The following is a 17,474-nucleotide window of genomic DNA, read 5'->3' as shown; positions in this document are numbered from 1 at the left end:
CATAAAACTCAACTCTATCTTTAGTTTTAGTTTTACTCTTATTTTGAAAAAACAGGTCGATCTACCATGATGAAACATTTTGGTTTCTCTATCTTCTTTACGATCGTGTGTCTGGCTATTTCTGCTTATTGGGGCTTTACGCATGGCCCAAATGCGGGCTTACAGGCCATGTTTACGGCTTTGACCATTACTGCAATTTTGGCAGTGATGGAAGTATCATTATCATTTGATAACGCTGTGGTGAATGCATCGGTACTCCGTGGTTGGGATCATTTCTGGAAAATGATTTTCTTGACCGTGGGTATTGTGATTGCTGTATTCGGTATGCGTTTGATTTTCCCAATCGTCATTGTTGCTGTAACGGCAGACATGGGCGCAATGGAAGTGGTGCAATTGGCACTGAATAATCCAATTGAATACTCTGCCAAGTTGATGGCACATCATGCTGAAATTGCTGCATTTGGTGGCGCTTTCCTTTTATTGGTGTTCTTAAACTTCTTCTTAGATGAAGGTAAAGATACTCATTGGTTCCGTTGGTTAGAACGTCGTTTGGCAAATCTTGCGAACGTTCCAGCCATGTCGGTATTTATTGCGCTCATTGCACTTTTAGTAATGGCGGCAAATATCGCTGAAGAAACACGTCTTGCTGTGGTTATGGCAGGTATCTGGGGTATTGTGATTTATATCGGTGTACAAGTATTGAGTCACTTACTGGGTGGTGAACCTGAAGTTGATGAAAATGGTAATGCGGTTGGTCACGATGCGAATGGAGCGCCAACGGGCGTGATCAAAGCAGGCTTTGGTGGCTTCCTTTACCTTGAAGTACTGGATGCATCGTTCAGTTTTGATGGTGTAATTGGTGCTTTTGCGATTACCTCTGACGTTGTGATCATCATGTTAGGTCTTGCAATTGGTGCGATGTTCGTACGTTCAATGACGATTTACTTGGTTGATAAAGGTACTTTGGACGCTTATATCTTCCTTGAACATGGTGCGCATTATGCCATTGGTGCACTTGCATTCATCATGTTAGCGAGTGGTACAGGTGTACACGTTCCTGAAGTGGTAACTGGTCTGATTGGCGTGGCATTTATTGTTTGGGCCGTGATCGCCTCAATCCAATATAAAAAACGTCAACAACAATTGGGCGGTTAATCCCTGCTCAAGCTTGAAAGGCTTACAAAAGCGCAGCACTGGCTGCGCTTTTTGTTTTTTAGATGATGATCATCTTTAATTTAAATAAAAATCCTGCTTCGCTGCACGCTGAATGTCCTATAATCCCATTCCAAGATTAATGAATTTTTAACCAGCTATGATGAATGCTCTTGAACGACGCTCAACCTTTGCTTTGAGCAGCATATTTGCCTTGCGCATGCTGGGGCTGTTCATGATTATTCCGGTATTTTCTGTAGCAGGACAGGAGTATGCAGGAGCGACACCTGCATTAATTGGTCTTGCAGTCGGTGTATACGGTTTAACTCAAGCGATTTTACAAATTCCATTTAGTTTAATTGCGGACCGCTATAGTCGTAAGCCTTTGGTGGTTATTGGGCTATTGCTGTTTGCGTTAGGTGGTGCAATTGCAGCCATGTCGGACAGCATTTATGGCGTGATTATTGGTCGTGCAATTGCGGGCGGTGGTGCAGTTTCAGCGGTGGTCATGGCTTTACTTGCCGATGTGACCCGCGAAGAAAATCGTATGAAAGCCATGGCAACCATGGGTATGAGTATTGGTGTGTCTTTTGCTGTAGCCTTCAGTTTAGGCCCTTGGCTCACTGGTTTAGTGGGAATCTCAGGACTATTTTGGGTGACAACCATTATGGGACTGGCTGCCATTTCAATGTTGCTATTGGTGCCAAAAGTGACCCGTCACCATCGTAACTTTCAGCAAGGTTATGTGGCACAGCTTAAACAAGTGTTGAAAATGGGTGATCTTAACCGTTTACATGTCTCGGTTTTTGCATTGCATTTATTACTCACTGCCATGTTTATTTATGTGCCTTCACAGTTAATTGATTTTGCCCAAATTCCGCTTAGCTCACATGGTTTGGTGTATTTGCCATTATTGATTTTGAGTCTGTTGTTTGCTTTTCCAAGTATTGTTTTGGCGGAAAAATATCGCAAAATGCGTGGCATTTTCTTAACTGCAATTGGCGGCATTATCCTAGGTTTAGGGATTTTAATATTTGGTTTTGAATCGAAATATATTCTGTTGCTCGGTTTAGGCTTATTCTTCATTGCCTTTAATGTGATGGAAGCATTGTTGCCATCGTGGTTATCAAAAGCAGCACCGATTCAGTCGAAAGCAACAGCAATGGGCGTGAATGCGAGTAGTCAATTTCTCGGTGCATTTTTTGGCGGGATGATTGGTGGACAACTATTAGTGCTAAACAATACAGCGATGGGTTGGGGGATTTTAACGGCCTTAGCGATTGTATGGTTGCTGATTAGTTTTGGTTTGGCACAGCCGCGTTATCTGTCGTCAATGGTATTTAGCTTACCGGATGACAAACAAACAGATGAATGGACTTCTCAGCTTTTGGCAATTCGTGGTATTGAAGAGGTCGTGGTGATGTCTGACCAACAAGTGGCTTACGTAAAAGTGGATAAGCAGCAAATTGATGAATCTGCGCGACAACATTTAACGCACTTGTTAGGGAAAGAGGTAGCCATTTAAGCATAACTCTTATAAAGTAAATAATAGAAATAAATAGGAAGAATACGTCTGATGCGTGGTGTAAATAAAGTCATTTTAGTCGGTACTTTGGGTAAAGACCCAGAAACTAAAACTTTTGCAAATGGTGGTTCATTAACCCAATTTTCAATCGCGACAAGTGATTCGTGGACTGATAAAAATACGGGTGAGCGTAAAGAGCAAACTGAATGGCACCGTATTGTGTTGCATAACCGTTTAGGTGAAATTGCTCAGCAATATTTGCGTAAAGGTTCTAAAGTTTATATTGAAGGTTCATTACGTACACGCCAATGGACTGATCAAAATGGTCAAGAGCGTTATACCACTGAAATTCGTGGTGAACAGATGCAAATGTTGGATAACAACCGTCAACAAGGCGAGCAAGGTCAAGGCGGTGAGTTTAACCAACCACGTTTTAACAACCAACAAGGTGGTTATAACAATAACCAAAACCAAGGCGGCTACGGCAACCAAGGTGGTTATGGAAATAACCAACCTGCTCAAGGCAACAGCTATGGCAATAACAACCCAAGTGGTTTTGCACCGAAGCAACAACCTGCACCAACGCCAGCACCTGCAGCAGCGGATTTAGATGACGACTTACCATTTTAATTTTTAAAACAGTAAATCATCATCCAAAAAGCCCTCAATATTGAGGGCTTTTTTATGTGTATCTAAATGTTAGCCAGTACTGTGTGCAGCATTGAGTGAATAGATTATGGATTGGAAGCGTCGATTAAACTCGAAATGTTAATATAAATAATGAATCTAAAAAACCGATAGTTTTTATAAAAAAGTACGGTTTTACCTATGATAATATTTTTCGTATTCTAACTTCAACAGAGAAACAAACCTGAAATGAGTTAGAGGAATATCACATGAGTTTAATTAACACTGAAGTAAAACCATTTAACGCAACAGCTTACAAAGATGGTCAATTTGTTGAAGTTTCAGAAAAAGACTTCTACGGTAAATGGTCTGTTGTATTCTTCTATCCTGCTGATTTCACATTTGTATGTCCAACAGAATTAGGCGATCTTGCTGATCACTATGCTGAATTCCAAAAAATGGGCGTAGAAATTTACTCAGTATCAACAGATACACACTTTACACATAAAGCTTGGCACGATTCTTCTGAAGAAATTAAGAAAATCGAATACCCAATGGTTGGCGATCCAACTTGGACCTTAGCGAAAAACTTTGACGTATTGATTGAAGCGGATGGCCTTGCAGATCGTGGTACCTTTGTTATCGATCCTGAAGGTAAAATCCAAATCGTTGAAATCAACGCAGGCGGTATTGGTCGTGACGCATCTGAATTAATGCGTAAAGTAAAAGCGGCACAATATGTACATGCTCACCCAGGTGAAGTATGTCCAGCGAAATGGAAAGAAGGTGAAGCAACACTTGCACCATCAATTGATTTGGTTGGTAAAATCTAAGATCGATTCAGTTTGACTGAAATACAAAAAGCCAGGACATTGTTCTGGCTTTTTTATGCATACGAAAGATTAAATTAAATAACCATCATGTTGAGGGCCATATTCACGAATACCTTCGACCAAATACTCAATTAATTGTTCCATCACTAAACGTTGCCCTTTACGTGAAGCGTAGACCAACTGGATGGTTCCGACATTTGAGCACCATTCGGGGAAAAGGTGAATTAAGCGTCCGGCTTCAATATCGTCTTTGACCGTGAGATAAGGCAGGTCGGCAATCCCTAAACCATCTAAAACAGCATAATAGGCACCAGCCAAGTCATTACTTTTGATGCGTGGGTTGAGTGAAATTTCAATTTGTTCTTGTTGCGCTAAATGATGTAAATGCCATTGGTGGCGATTTTTTTGTGTCCCTAACACAATACTTGGAAATTCACTTAACTCGGTAATATGCTCAAGTACACGCCCTTGTAAGACCTCAGGGCTAACCACTAAACAATGCACGGTTTTAATTACGTCACGTACAATAATGCTAGAGTCTTCATTTTCAGCAAAATTGGTACGAATGGCGAGATCAATATCGTCATGTAATACATCAACCCGACGGCTAGATAGTTCAAGCTCAACTTGCACTTTAGGATGATTTTTAAGGAACTGATTAAGTAACGGGCGAATTTGACGTTCCATCATGACAGGTGGGTAACTAATTTTAACCAATCCTTCAGGTTCACTTTTTTGTTTTAACAGCACGTTGTGCGCACAGTCGACTTGCTGAATTATTTTTATGCATTCTTCATACAATTCTTGGCCTAATGTCGTGACCTTAAAGTGTCGTGTAGAACGCTGAATTAACGTAATATTGTATTTTGCTTCGAGGTCTAAAATGCGTCGACTGAGTTTAGATTTAGTTATATTTGATGCTTCGCTTGCAGCACTAAAACCACCGTGTTTCACCACCAGATAAAAGTAGTAATAATCATCAAATGAGTGCATACATCACCTAAATTTATATCCAAAAATGGAAGTTATGCCCAAATCATACGTGAATGTGGCGGGGCTTAATATGAAAAAGCGATCCGAAGACCGCTTTTTTTATTGGCAAAATAAATTATTTTGCAGTGTTTTTTACATAGCTTGTGATCAAGTTTTTGTAATCAGGGATATGCGCACCGAACAATGCACCTAAACCGTCAATGTCATTACGCCAATCGCGATGTAATTCACCCGCAGCAGCAAACCAAGTTAGCAAATGAGCGCCAGCTTGTGACATACGATCCCATGCAGCATCACGTGTCATCTGGTTAAACGTACCAGACGCATCGGTAATTACGAATACGTCAAAGTCTTCAGCAAGTGCTGAAAGTGTAGGGAAAGCTACACAAACTTCAGTCACGACACCTGCAATGATGAGTTGTTTTTTACCCGTTGCTTTTACTGCTTTAACAAAATCTTCGTTGTCCCAAGCGTTGATTTGGCCAGGACGAGCAATGAAAGGAGCATTTGGGAACATGTCTACAAGTTCAGGGACAAGCGGGCCATTTGGACCGTCTTCAAAGCTTGTAGTTAAAATTGTTGGAAGATTGAAATATTTAGCTAAGGCTGCAAGTGCTAGCACGTTATTTTTAAATTTATCTGGGTCGATATCACGAACCAATGAAAGTAGACCTGTTTGATGGTCAACGAGAAGAACTGCTGCGTTGTCCTTATCTAAACGTACGTAAGGTTTGCCCATTATATTTTCCTCATTCAAATTTGTTTTTTTCACCCCAATTGCAGGGTGAAGATGATGTTGCCTAAATTAGAATAATGGCAAAAACAGGACAATAGAACCGACTGTGATGAGAAGCTTAATCATAAATTTGGGATAATATGCAAGTGTATGAATTTTTTTGCAAGAATAGGCGATTCAACTTCAATGGCTCGAGCTAAATAAAAGCATTTAAAATCATTAATTGTTCTAAATATGAGATATTGAATATTGTTTGATAGATGGTGATTGGACTAGGGAATAACTAAAATAACTACATGTTCATCAGATCCACTGAATATAGGAGCAAAAGATGAAAAAAGTTATTGGTGTGTATCGTAACCAGCAAATGCACTGGGTAGGAGATGGCTTTCCTGTTAAAAGCTTATTTTCTTATGATCGTCTTGGTCAGGCGATTAGCCCATTCCTGCTTTTGGATTATGCTGCACCATATTCATTTGACCCAACTACTGCACAACATGGGGTAGGATCACACCCACATCGTGGTTTTGAAACGGTGACGTTGGCCTATAGTGGCGAGGTGACTCATAAAGATTCAAGCGGTGGCGGCGGAACCATTCAAACTGGTGATGTGCAATGGATGACTGCAGGCTCTGGTGTAGTGCATGAGGAGTTTCATTCGACACACTTTGCCCAACAAGGTGGTTTATTTGAAATGGTGCAGTTGTGGGTGAATTTACCTGCCAAAGATAAAATGACTCAACCACGTTATCAAGCGCTACGTGCTGCGGATATTCCTCAGATAGAGCTTGAAGACAATGCTGGTCATATTCGCATCATTGCAGGTGAAGCCTCAGGTCAAACTGGCCCTGCTCATACTTTTAGTGCAATAAATGTGTGGGATGGTGAGCTGAAAGCTGCGGATGAAACCACTTTACATGTACCTGAAGGTCATAACACCATTTTGGTCGTACTCAGTGGTGAGGTGCTGGTCAATGCAAGTCAAAAAGTGCTAGATAGCTCTATGGTCATGTTTGCTAAAGACGATATAGCGATTCAGTTGGAAGCTGTTCAAGACAGTAAGTTTTTATTGTTAAGCGGCGAGCCATTGAATGAACCCATTCAAGGTTATGGCCCGTTTGTTATGAACAGTAAAGCTGAAATTATTCAAGCTTTTGATGATTTTAATCAAGGAAAGTTTGGTCAAATTGCAGTGGCGACAGAAGCTTAATATCAGGTTTGTTCTGAGCAAAAAAGAGAAAAAAAAGCCTCTGAATATTCAGAGGCTTTTTGTTTTTACGCTGTATTGTTTCTTCTTGTCATGATTTTAAGATCATTTTATTTTTGTATATAGTGTGATGTATTTATCACTTTCTTGTGCTGCGCATCTTAGCGGTATCGAGGACTGAAGTAAACCAAAAGTTATAAAAATGGTTAATTTAATTGATTGGTTTTACAAGTTAATTAAAATTTATTAAAAAAATATTTTAAAAAACCGATGCTTAAATAGGTGTTTTTTGAGTGTAATTATTTGTAATTATGCATCTGCTGTCTCAATATTTAAATTCATACAAAAAAAGCGAATCTGGTATTTTTTAATAGCTATTTTTTAGTGCTGATCAGTCATAATTTTATCGGTATTTTATAGATGGACAAGCAGATTGGATATTGCAATCATCGGTAGTGGCATGGCTGGGCTAGCTACCGCAAGAATTCTTAAAGATGCAGGGCATAACATTACAATTTTCGAAGCTCTGCCTGGTCGTGGTATGGACAGCCACAGCACTGAATTTGAAGGTGGGCTCATTGATGCTCCATTACGTGTGATGAATCCTCATTTATGGAAAAACACTCTGAGTTTGGCTGCACATTTGGGTATTCAGACCTTTCCTGTCCGGACTTATATGGCATGTAGTTGGTTATTTGAAGACCGTACAGAGACATGGCTCACCACCAGTCGTAGTCGTATTGGTAATTTCCCAATTATTAATAACCGTAAAGGTTTACAGCAGTATGGCTGGCGCTTGGTCAAAGGTATGTTACAGCTGAAAGCTGCGATTACACGCTTTTTCAAATCGAAAGAACAAGACATCACTTTGGCTGAATTTATAAATCAAAATGATATTGAAGAAGTATTTTGGCACGGTGCGGTGATGCCAGTGCTTTACACCATTTGTACCTGTAATCCAAAAACAATTGGTGAATGGCCAGCAAAACCGTTATTGATTTTCTTACGTCAATTAACTGATGGTGATGCTTTACTTCGTATTCAGGGTGGAACACCAGCACTGGTCGATAAACTGGTTGAGGGCATTGATATTCAAAGCGGTGCAGCAATTACCAAAGTTTGCCAGCAAAATGAGCAAGTATTGGTTGAAAATGCGTCGGGAGATCATCAAATCTTCGACCGTGTCGTTGTTGCAACGCCAACCACAAAAATTGAAGAATTTTTGGATGCAGCGCAATTTGCAGATGACATTGCTTTGTTAAAAAAATTTAAATTTGAACAAGGTGAATTGGTCATTCATACCGATCAGACGGTGATGCCGCCAAAACGTAAAGATTGGGCAGTACTCAGCTATATGATGGATCGTAAATTTACCCGTCAGCAATTTACAGTGTGGCTCAACTCGATTGAACCGAGTTTGGTTGGTAAAACACCTGTGTTCCAAACTTGGCGTCCCGTGACCGAGATTGATCCTAAAAAAATCATTTCTTCTGTAACGTTAACGCGTGCTGTGGTGGACTCACAAACGGTTGCATTGAACAAAGAATTGCAGCAACGCCATTTGGCAACAGATCGAAAAGTCTTTTTCTGCGGCTCTTGGTCATGTGATGGATTACCTATCTTAGAATCTGCGGTGACATCTGCGATGCATATTGCAGAAATCTTCGGTGCACCATTGCCGTTTGTGGGCTTAAAACCTAAAGTGGAGGTTGCCCCACAACTCGGTTATTAAAATGAAATGGCTTCAAGCAATTCAGCAAAAGCTTCCCCAACATAAATATGCGATTAATAGTCACTTACTTGGGGATGAAGCGGAGCTGGCTTGGAGCAATTTAGGCTACTGGGCGGATGCAACTTCCGCCTATCCGCACGCTTGTCAGCAACTGGCAAAACACCTCGCACAATCGATTCAACTTGATTCAAAAGACGCGCTGCTCGACCTAGGTTGTGGACAGGGAGCAAGTCTTATTTTTTGGCTAGAACATTTTCAAATTCAAAACTTATCCGCAGTAGAATTACAGTCCGCGTGCGTGGAAAAAATTAAAAAAAATTTAAATTCAAAAGTAAAAATACAGACAGAATCTTTTTTGAATTTAAAAAATATTTATTCCCAGCCATGTATGGATGCAGTGCTTTGCATTGATGCTGCATATCATAGCGATCTGAATTCATTGCTTTTATCTGTATTTAAGGTTTTGAATTCAAAAGGGCGCTTTGCGTTTCATTATTTAATGTTGTCTGATCCGTTTTTGAATTTAAATTCATTTCAAAAACTGAAATATCAAAGTTTGTTAAAAGCTGCTGATGTGAATTTAAAACATTTAAATTCAAAACAAAAATTGACAGCACAAATCCAACAATCTGGTTTTGAAGTGCTAAATATTGAAGATTTAAGTGCAGAGGTTTTGGCTGGATTTGCAGCTTATATTGAACAACAGGAAAATGCATCGACAGTAAGTTTGGATCAACTAAAGATTCAGATGACGGCAAAACTATGTAAAAAACTGTATGAGGATGGATTAGTACGTTATGTACAAATCAGTTTGAGCAAGCCTGAATAAGAAAATACAAGCTCTAGAAACATCAAAGCCTCACTTAAAAAGCGAGGCTAAGAAATGGTGCCGGCACACGGATTCGAACTGTGGACCTACTGATTACAAGTCAGTTGCTCTACCAACTGAGCTATGCCGGCGTTGTGGAATGCATTCTACAGATTTTTGAACTGCACGCAAGCCAAAAAATAATCAAATAGTTTTTTATTTACAGCTTTCTTTAGGAAAGCTAGGTGGTAGCCTTTCACAGTTTCGAAATTTAAAAGGGTGATCTGCGAATTTAAAAAAGCTGTTTTAATGAATTGCCCACGGTGAAGTGGGCATATAAAAGAATTATTAAAATAGAACAGTATTATTTCATTCTTAATATCTGATCTAAATCTTGCGCACATTCCTCAAGGGTATAGGCCATATCGAGTTGCATCTGGGGGCGAAGTTCATTGGCGAGTTTGCGCCATTGGTCTATCAGTCGCTGTGCTTTTTGAATTTTATGTTTGTTAATGTCTTTAGCAATGGTTGGGGTGTAGCCACCACGTTTGGCATTCTTGATCTGTTTAACATAGTTCTGGCTGTTATCCATGTTCTCTCCCGAATAGCAGTGATTTATGTGAAAAGTCTTTTTTATAAGTTTTGATGGATCAAGTTAAGGTTAAAGCAATAGCGTTTCATTTCGATGATGCATACAGGTTGGAGGAGTACTTAAGATTTTGTCTGATTGTCTCCCTTATTGTGTGATAATTTTGTTTTAACATGGACTTAAGTAATTGTCTTTAGGCTATAAAATTTCAATTTGTAAAAATATATGTCGCTTTTTAAATATAGTAGACGCGACATAACAATGTATTGAAATAGATAATGAAGAAAAATATTAAGCGTACGAAGGATAATTTAGACGGAATTTTTTTCAAAATAACTTCAGCTCAGAACATAATAATGAATTTTCAATCACAGCTTTCAAGAATACCTAGTCATAAAAAAAGGTTTAAATCATTCAGATTTAAACCTTTTTCGTACTACATTGGAATGTAGCTTAAATACTGGCGGTGAAAGAGGGATTCGAACCCTCGATACGCTATAAACGTATACACACTTTCCAGGCGTGCTCCTTCAGCCACTCGGACACTTCACCTTATGCGCGGTGGATAATAGCGAAAAAACATAATTCTGCCAAGAGAAACAATTGATTTAGAGAAAATCTCAACGACCGGTGCTATGATTCGCAAAAATACTGTCTAAATTGAAGACAACAATATGCAAAGTACTGCACAAAAGGCCGCACTGCCCGCCATTACCTTGGCAGCTTTGGGCGTAGTATTCGGTGACATTGGTACCAGTCCATTATATGCACTGCGTCAATGTTTCCTCACAGCACATTTAGCCATTAGCGAGGCTTCCGTGCTAGGCATTCTGTCCCTGATTTTCTGGTGCATTATGCTGACTATTAGTTTTAAATACGTCACCATTATCATGCGTGCAGATAACAATGGCGAAGGCGGTATCATGTCGCTGTTGGCCTTAAATCTGCGAACGACACGTATTGCTGAAAACAAAAAAATCTATTTGATTGCACTTGGCTTTATTGGGGCATCATTGTTTTTTGGTGACGGCATTATTACACCTGCTATTTCGGTTCTTTCTGCTATCGAAGGCTTAAGTATTGCAACGCCAATGTTCAATCAATGGTTACAACCTTTATCGATTGGTATTTTGGCGGGTCTGTTTCTTGTGCAGCGCCATGGTACAGGAACGATGGGTAAATTCTTTGGCCCATTAACCTTATTGTGGTTCTTATCAATTGGTGGCTTTGGTCTATGGAGTATTTCTCAAACGCCATTTGTCTTGACCATGATTAGTCCACATTGGGCAATTAATTTCATTGTACATCAGCCTTATGTGGCGTTCTTAACAATGGGTGCGGTGATTTTGACCATGACCGGTGGTGAGGCTATTTATGCCGATATGGGGCATTTTGGTCGTTTACCGATTCGATTGGCATGGTTCATTGTGGTGATGCCGTGTTTGCTGTTGAACTATGCAGGTCAAGGCGCGCTTTTACTCCGTGATCCAGAAGCACTCGCCAATCCATTTTATATGCTCATCCCTGAGTGGGCGTTGTATCCGATGATTGCCTTAGCAACGGCAGCAGCGGTGATTGCATCACAGGCGGTGATTACTGGCGTATTTTCAATGGTCAATCAGGCGATTCAATTACGTTATTTACCACGCTTAACTGTACGTCACACGTCTGAAGTTGAACGTGGTCAGATTTATTTGCCTTTCATTAACTGGGCATTATTTATATCTGTACTGATTTTGATTTTGCTGTTTGAAAATAGTGCTAACTTAGCCAGTGCTTATGGTGTAGCTGTGACCATGACAATGTTATGCGGTACTATTTTGATATCGGTTTTGGCATATGGTTTATGGCGATGGCCGGTATGGAAAGTGGCTATTTTTGCAGTACCGTTTTTATTGATTGATTTGATCTTCGTAGCATCAACATCTTTAAAAATTGCAGCGGGTGGTTGGGTGCCAATCTTGATTGGTGCGGTATTGTTTACCATTTTAATGACTTGGAAAGATGGTCGTGAATTGGTCTTGAAACGCCTAGGTAAAGATGCATTACCAATCGATTTGTTCATTCGTAGTGTAAGCATGGGTGAAGAAACCAAGTTTGTTCCGGGTGATGCCGTATTCTTAACAGGGACGCCAGATATTGTACCGCATGCCATGCTGCATAATATTAAGCACAACAAAGTGCTGCATGAACGCAACATTATGGTCACTGTAAATACCCGTGATGTTCCTTATGTGCCTGCAGCAGAACGCGTACAAACTGAAAAATTGGATGATCGCTTCTATCGCATTACCATGTATTACGGTTTTAAAGATCAACCTAATATTCCTGCAGCATTACAACACGCATACGAGGAATTGGGTTTTGAATTTGACTTGATGCAAATTAGCTTCTTTATTTCGCGTGATCGAATCATTCATACCTTGGGCGAGGGCATGGCACCTTGGCGTGAAAAATTATTTATATCTATGCAACGTAATACCAGTCCAGTCAGCGATTTCTACCAAATTCCAACCAACCGTGTGGTTGAGTTAGGCAGTCAAATCGAAATCTGATCTGTATTTAGATTTGAGTAATAAAAAAGCCAGGTTTTCCTGGCTTTTTTATTGGACTCATTCTGTTGCCTTTTCCTGGGAGGAGTATGCGAGCAAGGCAACAGAATGAATAGGGTAAATTGCTTAATGCAATATTTTTAAAAGTATCAAAGCGGATCTTAATTCACTGTTGAATCGATATCAGCAGATTCAGGTGCTGCTTGAATAGATTCATCTGCTTGTGGTGCTTCTGGTGACGCTTGAATGACATCATCGCTTACATCAGTTTGTGGTTGAGCTTGAATTGCACTCTCAGTAGTTGCTGCATTTGGTGCTTCAGGTGCAGCCATAAATGCATCTTGCTGTGCTTGAGGAGCTTCTGGTAACGCAGCAGATTCAACATCAGCATTTACTGGAGTATTTGCTGATGAGGCAATAATCGGTGCTGCATTCGCTTCAGTAGCAGCAGGTGCTGGTTGCTGTGCTAACTCAGGAGCCGCTTCATTGACTACAGCTTCAGCTTGTTGACTAGCGGCAATGGCAGCTTCTTGGTGAGCTACATCAGTTTGTGGTACAGCCGTTAAGTTCTGATCCTCTATAGGAAGACTATTTTGGGCGTCAGCTGTTGTTGGTTCTGCTTGAGCAGGTTCAACGGCAGTTGCATTCGGATCAATTTGGTTTGCTTGCGCTTGATCAGGGTTTAATGTTTGGTCAGCAGAGGATGCAGTCACGTCAGCAGCTTCAGCAAGTTTAATTTGACCACTTGCCACTAGCTCTTCAATAGAACCGGGTTGACCATTGACTGTGGTCACCACTTTCACTTTAGATAAGCTTTCTAAAGTATCGCCTGGTTGAATCGGTGGCTCTGCAAAAGCGGCGGCACTCATTAAACCTGAAATCAAACCTAAACCTAAAATCTTAGAATGCATAATCACTCCGTATATTTTTATCGCAATTTTTCGTATTTTTACCTTGTCATATTTTTCTGTGTAAATTCAATCAAACATACGGAACTGTTTAACGACCTCTTATAAAGGCTTGTACAACTGCGACAAAACGTTACATCGACTGTTGCTTTGTTAAGCAATATTTGTTCAATTGTTAAGCAAATTAAAAAAGAAAAGTGTACTAAAATTCGTACCCTTGTTAAGCTGCGGAAAAATAGTCCTTTTTAGATGTAATTGTTGTAAACCATGGCAAAAAAGAAAAGTAGTTCATCAAATCCCTTGTCTCAATTGTTTGGTCAGAACGGCATAAAAGTGCTGCTGGGGTTGGTGGCGACAGGAAGTTTCGCAATTGCCTTTGGACAAGAAAAAATACAACAATTGGTTTCGATGTCTTCATCATCGAATAGTGCTTGTTTGGATCAGTTTTATCGTGAAGTACCGCCATATTTAGTTCGTGACAGTTTACATAAAAACAGTTTTCCACTGTGTTTTAACGGCTTTAATGTCATGTATTCTGGCATTTCCAAAACGCCGCTTTGGGTCGCTGAATCACTGACACCTGTGCGCTTAAGCCAAAAAATTCCCCGTGAAGATAATTTCCATGAAGAGACTCGAGTCCCTTCAGAATACCGCGCGACACTTGCAGATTATAAAGCGACAGGCTATGACCGTGGGCATATGGCCCCGAATGCCGATATGCCAAACAAAGCGGCTCAATTAGATAGTTTTTCATTGGCAAATATGGTGCCACAAGCGCCAAAAAATAATCAGCAAGTATGGCGTGAATTGGAAGAAGCAACACGTGCATTGGTCACAAAACAGAAGCAAGATGTTTACGTTGTGACTGGGCCAGTTTATAGCGCGAAAAAACTGAAGACGATCGGTAAGGGTGTGATTGTTCCTACGGCAACCTACAAGGCCATCTACTTGCCGAAAAAAGGTGTTGCTGGCGTGTATTATGCAGATAATACCCTTAGAGATACGGCTCCCACAGTCAAGATCATGAGTATCTGTGCCTTAGAGGAATTAACGGGTATTAATGTCTTCCCTGAATTGACTGAAGACCAAAAGCGCAATACCTATCGTTTGCCATTGAAAGCAACTCAAGTCAAACAGAACCAAGAGATTGCATATTTACATTGGGATGCTGAAAGTTCGTGTGCCGATGAAGTCAGTCCCGATAAAATAACAGCGCTGCAAAAAGAGTTTAAATCGAGTGGGGGCCGTATAACTTCAGACACGGGTAGTGATGCGTCCAATAACAACAGCAGCCAAGATGCAATTTTGAAACAGTTGATTGAAGAATTATTGCAATATCTGCTGCAAATTTTGAAATAAAGCGGTGTATTTTCTACCAGACTTTTTATGCTTCAGACTTGAATACAATGCCAAGTTAACGCTAAATTGGACATTCAAGTTTCTAAAACTGTGGGCTTAATCCGCTTTCATGGTACGCACATTTCAAGTGGCAACACGATAATAAGGACAACAATTAGATGTTTAAACCCTATGAAAATGGCAGTGAATCCCATTCGATTCATGATTTAACCTTAGAAAATGGTGAAGACCGGATTAACCTCTACGGTAATTTACAACTCACCAAGGATCAGGCCGGTTTGCAAGCGGCCAAAGCCTTACAACAGTTTATTAATCAAGTGGTATCAGCTCTTGAAGCACAGACAGACTTGCCTGAAAAAATACAGCAAGGCGAAAATGACAATGAAGTGGAAAATCCATTTTTATAAGTCAGAGATTTAAATAGATTGAATTCCTAATTGAAAAAAAAGCTCACTGAAAGTGAGCGTTTTTGATGTGTCGTGACATTATAAAAAGTGTAAATTTACTTTAAGACTCTTTGGCCATCACTTTATAAATGACCGCACCAATCACAGCACCCACAATTGGTGCAACCCAGAATAACCAAACCTGAGACAGTGCAGCAGTTTCTGCAAAGAATGCAACGCCCATACTACGTGCAGGGTTCACAGAGGTGTTAGTCACAGGAATACTGATTAAGTGAATGAGGGTAAGTGCAAGACCAATCGCGATTGGTGCAAAGCCTGTAGGCGCTCGCTTATCTGTTGCACCCATAATGACAATCAAGAACATGGCAGTCAGTACAATTTCAATCACCAAGGCAGACATCATTGAATATTTACCTGGAGATAATTCACCGAAGCCATTGCTTGCGAAGCCACCAACGCCTGTGAAGCCTGCTTGGCCTTGTACAATAATGTATAGAATAAATGCCGCTAAGGTAGCACCAATTAATTGAGAAATAATGTAGGGTGCAAGCTCTTTTGCTTCGAAGCGACCACCCGCTCAAAGGCCGATACTGACTGCAGGGTTAAAGTGTCCACCTGAGATATGACCGAGTGTATAAGCACCTGTAAGCACGGTCAAACCGAAGGCAAGGGATACACCTGCAAAGCCGATGCCCAGTTCTGGGAATGCAGCCGCGAGTACCGTACTACCACAACCACCAAACACTAACCAAAATGTACCGATTAATTCGGCTAAATATTTATTCATTGCTGACTCCAATTGTTTTTGTCATTTATCTTTGTTTCGTTCTCATGTTTTTAAAAACATAAAAAGCTGCTGCAGCTGTTTCTAACGCAACGTAATGCGCATAGGTTTAACGGATTTTTAGCTAAATCTCAATGAAAAAATGATAACTGTGTCACATTATTGCATGTGCGGTCTAGTCTGCTGCTGTCGCCATTGCTGTGGTGTTTGGCTTCGCCATTGTTTAAATGCACGTTGAAATGCGCTTTGTTCTGAATAGCCGAGTAGTAGCGCAATTTCTTGTAAGCTTAAATGTGGGTCACGCAGAAACGCTTCTGCCATCATGCAGCGAACTTCTTGCATACGTTGTTGATAGGTGGTGCCTTGTTGTTGTAAATGGCGTTGTAATTGACGTACAGATAAATTCAGTTGTAGTGCAATATGTTCAATTTGAAATAAGTTTTTTTGTAAGCCCATTAATATGGCTTGCTGCAAACGTTGGTCAATTTGCGTGGTATTCGGCAGTTTTTCTAACAGCGATTGAGCTTGTTGCATCAGCAACTTTTGTAAGGTCTGATCGCCTTGAGCAAAGGGGCGAGAAAGCTCTTGAATCGGTAAAATGACTTTGGACTTTTCTTGGGAAAAGCGAACCTTGCAGCGAAAATATTGTTCATATTGTGCGACATTTTTAGGTGCAGGATTATGAAAATGAACTTCATGCAAACAAATGTCTTCAAAGCTCATGAAGTGTTTTAAAAATTGCAGCATGAGGGCAATGGCGACTTCGTCGGTTAATTGATTGGCCATATTTAAAGGCAGATCATTCCAACCAATAGAGAAATAATCATTTTGAACCTCGACCTGCAAAGGGCTACCATCAAAAATCAAACGGTGAAAATCGTGATAGCGCAACATGGCTTCGCCGAGATTTTCACATGACAAGGCAATGTAGGCAATAATGCCAATATGTTTGGGTTGAACCAGTTCGGCAATCTCTAAACCCAATGCAGGCTTATTTAATTGCTGATCTAATTCCATTAATAAATCACGCCATACTACATATTCAAAACGTTCTAAGTTTTGGATATTTTTTAATTTTTCAGTAATGGCAATGCCATTGGCTTGATGGTAAGCATAGAGTAAATGCCCAAGCCCACCATAGACCGAGCCAGTGTAGTCCTTTAGCTGTTGCATGTTTTTCTAATTCTAAATTTTGTCGTGTTTTGTCAATAATATTGAAAAAAATGGTCAATATCTAGACTTTTTCATTGCCTATAGTCAAA

General features: G+C 40.3%; 15 protein-coding genes, 2 tRNA genes and 1 pseudogene. 10 read left to right on the top strand and 8 right to left on the bottom strand.

Annotated elements, in window-relative coordinates:
- The first annotated feature begins 66 nt into the window (after positions 1–66).
- From A9J31_RS00710 to ahpC, 4 genes are all read left to right on the top strand, one after another.
- Complete coding sequence (locus A9J31_RS00710; RefSeq protein WP_067761532.1) at positions 67–1,155, top strand: DUF475 domain-containing protein; 1,089 nt, start codon at positions 67–69, stop codon at positions 1,153–1,155.
- Between the two features lie 157 nt (positions 1,156–1,312).
- Positions 1,313–2,677, top strand: a complete 1,365-nt coding sequence (locus tag A9J31_RS00705) for an MFS transporter (protein ID WP_067761530.1) — start codon at positions 1,313–1,315, stop codon at positions 2,675–2,677.
- A 51-nt stretch (positions 2,678–2,728) separates the two neighbouring features.
- The gene (gene ssb / locus A9J31_RS00700; RefSeq protein WP_067761528.1) at positions 2,729–3,307 is read left to right on the top strand and encodes a single-stranded DNA-binding protein; all 579 of its coding nucleotides are present in this window, start codon (positions 2,729–2,731) and stop codon (positions 3,305–3,307) included.
- 266 nt (positions 3,308–3,573) lie between these two features.
- Positions 3,574–4,137, top strand: a complete 564-nt coding sequence (ahpC, locus tag A9J31_RS00695; protein ID WP_067761526.1) for an alkyl hydroperoxide reductase subunit C — start codon at positions 3,574–3,576, stop codon at positions 4,135–4,137.
- Positions 4,138–4,206: 69 nt separating this feature from the next.
- Here ahpC and A9J31_RS00690 read toward each other — a convergent pair whose 3' ends face one another.
- Both A9J31_RS00690 and ycaC read right to left on the bottom strand, forming a co-directional pair.
- Positions 4,207–5,130, bottom strand: coding sequence for a LysR substrate-binding domain-containing protein (locus A9J31_RS00690; RefSeq protein WP_067761524.1), 924 nt, complete (start codon positions 5,128–5,130; stop codon positions 4,207–4,209).
- 115 nt (positions 5,131–5,245) lie between these two features.
- Positions 5,246–5,869: an isochorismate family cysteine hydrolase YcaC gene (gene ycaC / locus A9J31_RS00685; protein WP_067761522.1), complete on the bottom strand. Its 624-nt coding sequence runs from the start codon at positions 5,867–5,869 to the stop codon at positions 5,246–5,248.
- A gap of 328 nt (positions 5,870–6,197) precedes the next feature.
- Here ycaC and A9J31_RS00680 point away from each other — a divergent pair, with 328 nt between their 5' ends.
- The 3 genes from A9J31_RS00680 to A9J31_RS00670 all read left to right on the top strand — a co-directional run bounded on the left by A9J31_RS00680 (position 6,198) and on the right by A9J31_RS00670 (position 9,634).
- On the top strand, positions 6,198–7,076 hold the full coding sequence (locus tag A9J31_RS00680) for a pirin family protein (protein WP_067761520.1): 879 nt from the start codon (positions 6,198–6,200) through the stop codon (positions 7,074–7,076).
- Positions 7,077–7,506: 430 nt separating this feature from the next.
- Positions 7,507–8,805 carry an FAD-dependent oxidoreductase gene (locus A9J31_RS00675; RefSeq protein WP_067761518.1) on the top strand — a complete coding sequence of 433 codons (1,299 nt, stop codon included), beginning with the start codon at positions 7,507–7,509 and terminating at the stop codon, positions 8,803–8,805.
- 1 nt (position 8,806) lies between these two features.
- Positions 8,807–9,634, top strand: coding sequence for an SAM-dependent methyltransferase (locus A9J31_RS00670; protein ID WP_067761516.1), 828 nt, complete (start codon positions 8,807–8,809; stop codon positions 9,632–9,634).
- 55 nt (positions 9,635–9,689) lie between these two features.
- On the opposite strand, the gene A9J31_RS00665 is transcribed toward A9J31_RS00670, so the two are convergent.
- The 3 genes from A9J31_RS00665 to A9J31_RS00655 form a co-directional block, all read right to left on the bottom strand.
- A tRNA-Thr gene (locus A9J31_RS00665) sits at positions 9,690–9,765 on the bottom strand.
- Positions 9,766–9,977: 212 nt separating this feature from the next.
- A complete protein-coding gene (locus tag A9J31_RS00660) occupies positions 9,978–10,205 on the bottom strand; it encodes a hypothetical protein (protein WP_067761514.1) in 228 nt (75 codons plus the stop codon).
- A gap of 458 nt (positions 10,206–10,663) precedes the next feature.
- Positions 10,664–10,754: transfer RNA gene (locus A9J31_RS00655), tRNA-Ser, on the bottom strand.
- A gap of 122 nt (positions 10,755–10,876) precedes the next feature.
- Between A9J31_RS00655 and A9J31_RS00650 the strand changes: the two genes are divergently transcribed.
- Positions 10,877–12,757: a potassium transporter Kup gene (locus A9J31_RS00650; RefSeq protein ID WP_067761512.1), complete on the top strand. Its 1,881-nt coding sequence runs from the start codon at positions 10,877–10,879 to the stop codon at positions 12,755–12,757.
- Positions 12,758–12,915: 158 nt separating this feature from the next.
- On the opposite strand, the gene A9J31_RS00645 is transcribed toward A9J31_RS00650, so the two are convergent.
- On the bottom strand, positions 12,916–13,665 hold the full coding sequence (locus A9J31_RS00645; RefSeq protein WP_067761509.1) for a hypothetical protein: 750 nt from the start codon (positions 13,663–13,665) through the stop codon (positions 12,916–12,918).
- 264 nt (positions 13,666–13,929) lie between these two features.
- Here A9J31_RS00645 and A9J31_RS00640 point away from each other — a divergent pair, with 264 nt between their 5' ends.
- Together A9J31_RS00640 and A9J31_RS00635 are read left to right on the top strand one after the other, a co-directional pair.
- A complete protein-coding gene (locus tag A9J31_RS00640) occupies positions 13,930–15,021 on the top strand; it encodes a DNA/RNA non-specific endonuclease (protein WP_067761507.1) in 1,092 nt (363 codons plus the stop codon).
- Positions 15,022–15,179: 158 nt separating this feature from the next.
- The gene (locus A9J31_RS00635) at positions 15,180–15,428 is read left to right on the top strand and encodes a hypothetical protein (RefSeq protein ID WP_067761505.1); all 249 of its coding nucleotides are present in this window, start codon (positions 15,180–15,182) and stop codon (positions 15,426–15,428) included.
- Positions 15,429–15,528: 100 nt separating this feature from the next.
- On the opposite strand, the pseudogene aqpZ reads toward A9J31_RS00635, so the two are convergent.
- Positions 15,529–16,215, bottom strand: a pseudogene (gene aqpZ, locus A9J31_RS00630) (aquaporin Z).
- 156 nt (positions 16,216–16,371) lie between these two features.
- The gene (locus tag A9J31_RS00625) at positions 16,372–17,385 is read right to left on the bottom strand and encodes an AraC family transcriptional regulator (protein WP_067761503.1); all 1,014 of its coding nucleotides are present in this window, start codon (positions 17,383–17,385) and stop codon (positions 16,372–16,374) included.
- Positions 17,386–17,474: the final 89 nt, after the last annotated feature.

This window comes from Acinetobacter gandensis (genome assembly GCF_001678755.1).
Classification (GTDB): Bacteria; Pseudomonadota; Gammaproteobacteria; order Pseudomonadales; family Moraxellaceae; genus Acinetobacter; species Acinetobacter gandensis.
The sequence above is the reverse complement of the archived record's forward strand: the minus strand, read 5'-3'. Positions and strand labels throughout refer to the sequence as shown.

Excerpts from the sequence above, each read along its gene's own strand:
- A9J31_RS00650 (WP_067761512.1), top strand. The coding sequence starts at position 10,877 with ATGCAAAGTACTGCACAAAAGGCCGCACTGCCCGCCATTACCTTGGCA.
- A9J31_RS00625 (WP_067761503.1), bottom strand. The coding sequence starts at position 17,385 with ATGCAACAGCTAAAGGACTACACTGGCTCGGTCTATGGTGGGCTTGGG.
- ahpC (WP_067761526.1), top strand. The coding sequence starts at position 3,574 with ATGAGTTTAATTAACACTGAAGTAAAACCATTTAACGCAACAGCTTAC.
- A9J31_RS00660 (WP_067761514.1), bottom strand. The coding sequence starts at position 10,205 with ATGGATAACAGCCAGAACTATGTTAAACAGATCAAGAATGCCAAACGT.
- A9J31_RS00690 (WP_067761524.1), bottom strand. The coding sequence starts at position 5,130 with ATGCACTCATTTGATGATTATTACTACTTTTATCTGGTGGTGAAACAC.
- A9J31_RS00640 (WP_067761507.1), top strand. The coding sequence starts at position 13,930 with ATGGCAAAAAAGAAAAGTAGTTCATCAAATCCCTTGTCTCAATTGTTT.
- ssb (WP_067761528.1), top strand. The coding sequence starts at position 2,729 with ATGCGTGGTGTAAATAAAGTCATTTTAGTCGGTACTTTGGGTAAAGAC.
- A9J31_RS00710 (WP_067761532.1), top strand. The coding sequence starts at position 67 with ATGATGAAACATTTTGGTTTCTCTATCTTCTTTACGATCGTGTGTCTG.
- A9J31_RS00705 (WP_067761530.1), top strand. The coding sequence starts at position 1,313 with ATGATGAATGCTCTTGAACGACGCTCAACCTTTGCTTTGAGCAGCATA.
- A9J31_RS00645 (WP_067761509.1), bottom strand. The coding sequence starts at position 13,665 with ATGCATTCTAAGATTTTAGGTTTAGGTTTGATTTCAGGTTTAATGAGT.
- A9J31_RS00635 (WP_067761505.1), top strand. The coding sequence starts at position 15,180 with ATGTTTAAACCCTATGAAAATGGCAGTGAATCCCATTCGATTCATGAT.
- A9J31_RS00680 (WP_067761520.1), top strand. The coding sequence starts at position 6,198 with ATGAAAAAAGTTATTGGTGTGTATCGTAACCAGCAAATGCACTGGGTA.
- ycaC (WP_067761522.1), bottom strand. The coding sequence starts at position 5,869 with ATGGGCAAACCTTACGTACGTTTAGATAAGGACAACGCAGCAGTTCTT.
- A9J31_RS00670 (WP_067761516.1), top strand. The coding sequence starts at position 8,807 with ATGAAATGGCTTCAAGCAATTCAGCAAAAGCTTCCCCAACATAAATAT.